Below are 2,280 nucleotides of genomic sequence, written 5' to 3'. Positions count from 1 at the left end.
TTAATTATTGCGCAGTTAATGATTACAGGCGGTGAGGTAAAAGAGTCTGAAAAGTTTGAACGCAGTGATTGGGACACCGTAGCTAACGCTATTCAATTAGCGGCGCAAAATACACTCGATGACGATCGAGACATCACACTAACACAAGATGTTATTAATGCCTTGAATGAATTGGCCAATTCTGATGATTTAATGAGCTCAGAAAAAGAACGCATACGAAAGATGTCCAAAAGTATGCGTGTCTATATTAATTCTGATTTTGATAAGCGAATTTTTAACACACCAGGAGAACTGTTCCCAGAATCAGATATTACCCAGCTCGATGTTGGTGTATTTGGCTCAGATGGCTATGAGTCAAAATTAGTGGTTGCATTTGCATCTTTGGTTAATGATATTAATAGAATTGCTGAAAAAAACCAGTTTAGCGCCAGACCAATTTTTTTACTCATCGATGAGGCGCATCTCTTTACCAAACATCCACTTATTATTAGCTGGATTTTGAAAATGGTGAAGATGTGGCGCAAGTGGGGGGTTTGGGTTTGGTTTGCAACACCATCACTAAAAGATTATACGGATGCGGCAAGTTCAATGTTTGACACCATTGAATGGATTATTTGTTTAAAAATCAAAAAATCCGAAGCAGCAGAATTAGCCAAGTTAATTGACATGACTGATGAGCAAAAAAAGTTAATTGCATCAATAAACGGCGCAAAAGGGCAGTACAAAGAAGGCGTGGTAATTAGTGATCAATTAAGCACACTTTTTCGCAGTGTGAGTATGCCTTTAGCACTTGCACTTGCAATGACAGAGCAATCTGAAAAAGCAATAAGGCAAAAAATAATGCAAGAAAAATCTTGTAGTGAGATGGAAGCTGCATATAGGATTGCTGATGATATATTACAAGCGAGAACGCTATGAAAAAAATAACAGTTATCTTGTTTTTTTTAGGCGTAATACTAATACAAGTGCAAGTTGTTATGGCACAAGAGGTCTGGGTTTTTGGCACTAAAGCGCAAGTATTTACCCAAGCTTATAAAATAAAAAATGCTTGGACAATTAAACATTATTTAATTGACAGTGGCAGGGGCTTTGAAGCAAAAATAAGCAAAGGGTTGAGTGCCAATAAGCAAAAGGCCATGCAACAGATTAAGCAACGATTTGCAAAACATAAGACCCAATGGGTCTCTGATGCAAAGAGGGCGTGGCAAGGTGCCATTAATGCACAATCGCTTAATATTGAAAAAGTGCCTGCGATAACTTTTGACAAAGCAAAGACATTAATTTACGGCGTAACAAATTTATCAGAGGCTTTAAAAATTTATAAGAGAGAGACAAAATGAAAATACTACTCATGGTTTTCTTTCTTGTTAGCACAAGTGCTGTTAACGCCAAGACATTTAGTGCTGGTAATTTGGCTAATTCTGCCACCTCTGATGATTGCCTAGATTATTGTGTTGATGGCGTTTGTTTTTGGCTGGTTTGTGGTTTTTGGGGGTGTGTCGTCAAAACAACACCCCATATCAATCACAACCTACCAGATTTTGTGATCAGTAGTTATAATGAGCCAGGGAAGAACTCTTTTTCAGAAGCGCAGTCCTTAGATGTTATGAAAAACATTCAAGGCGGGCATTTAACGACAAACAGTAAAAGCAAAAGAGCGAATAGCGGCTAAAATTTAAAGAAGCAAGCGTCATAGGCAATCCTGTTGCTTATGCAATGGGACAAGCACAATATCTTTGTCGTTCCAAAATTAAGCCTTATATGCCTTATTACTTGTCAACTCTGGACGAAAAGATGTGGCGTAGTGGCTTGAGTGACATGCTCTATCCAAGCACATGGGTTCCTGGTATGAATGAGGTTAGTTTAAATAAAAATCAAACGGATAAATTTTTAAAATCTTGGGGATCTTTATATCCAAGGAGCGGATTTTTAAATCAAAAAAATGAAGTCAAGACAGCATCGGTTATTGCCGCTAGAGCCCTAGCAGTTGTCAGTGATGGCGGCGCTAGAATTTATCAATCATCAGGCTGTGCAAGTGCAGATTGCATGAAAAAAAATGGAAAATGGCAAATGATTTCGCCAGTTGAAGAGAAATCTTGTCGTGCTTTTGGTATTGAGAGTGTTGAGGCGTTGAAAGACAAGGTTGATAAAGATGGACAATATGGATGGACGGCATGGAGGAATTATGGTTGCTGCATACCAGGACCAGGTATGTTTATAGGCTCGTCTATTACAGGTTGTTTAAATTAAAAAAATAGGAGAAATTAATGATTAATATTA

3 protein-coding genes and 1 pseudogene are annotated in these 2,280 nt (G+C 37.9%); all 4 read left to right on the top strand.

Annotated elements, in window-relative coordinates:
• Positions 1-918: pseudogene (locus tag BAZSYMA_RS09880) on the top strand (conjugative transfer ATPase); the annotation flags it as partial.
• Positions 915-1,340 carry a DUF1525 domain-containing protein gene (locus tag BAZSYMA_RS03390; protein WP_090715648.1) on the top strand — a complete coding sequence of 142 codons (426 nt, stop codon included), beginning with the start codon at positions 915-917 and terminating at the stop codon, positions 1,338-1,340. The pseudogene BAZSYMA_RS09880 and the gene BAZSYMA_RS03390, both read left to right, overlap by 4 nt.
• Positions 1,337-1,672, top strand: a complete 336-nt coding sequence (locus BAZSYMA_RS03385) for a TraU family protein (RefSeq protein ID WP_090715644.1) — start codon at positions 1,337-1,339, stop codon at positions 1,670-1,672. The genes BAZSYMA_RS03390 and BAZSYMA_RS03385 overlap by 4 nt, the downstream gene beginning before the upstream one ends.
• Before the next feature lie 44 nt (positions 1,673-1,716).
• Entirely contained in the window at positions 1,717-2,250 is a 534-nt protein-coding gene (locus BAZSYMA_RS03380; protein ID WP_090715640.1) for a TraU family protein, read from the top strand.
• The last annotated feature ends 30 nt before the right edge of the window (positions 2,251-2,280 follow it).

Origin of the sequence: Bathymodiolus azoricus thioautotrophic gill symbiont, from assembly GCF_001298715.1 — a bacterium.
In the GTDB taxonomy this organism is placed as follows: Bacteria; Pseudomonadota; Gammaproteobacteria; order PS1; family Pseudothioglobaceae; genus Thiodubiliella.
This window is presented reverse-complemented; position numbering and strand designations above follow the sequence as displayed.

Excerpts from the sequence above, each read along its gene's own strand:
- BAZSYMA_RS03380 (WP_090715640.1), top strand. The coding sequence starts at position 1,717 with ATGGGACAAGCACAATATCTTTGTCGTTCCAAAATTAAGCCTTATATG.
- BAZSYMA_RS03385 (WP_090715644.1), top strand. The coding sequence starts at position 1,337 with ATGAAAATACTACTCATGGTTTTCTTTCTTGTTAGCACAAGTGCTGTT.
- BAZSYMA_RS03390 (WP_090715648.1), top strand. The coding sequence starts at position 915 with ATGAAAAAAATAACAGTTATCTTGTTTTTTTTAGGCGTAATACTAATA.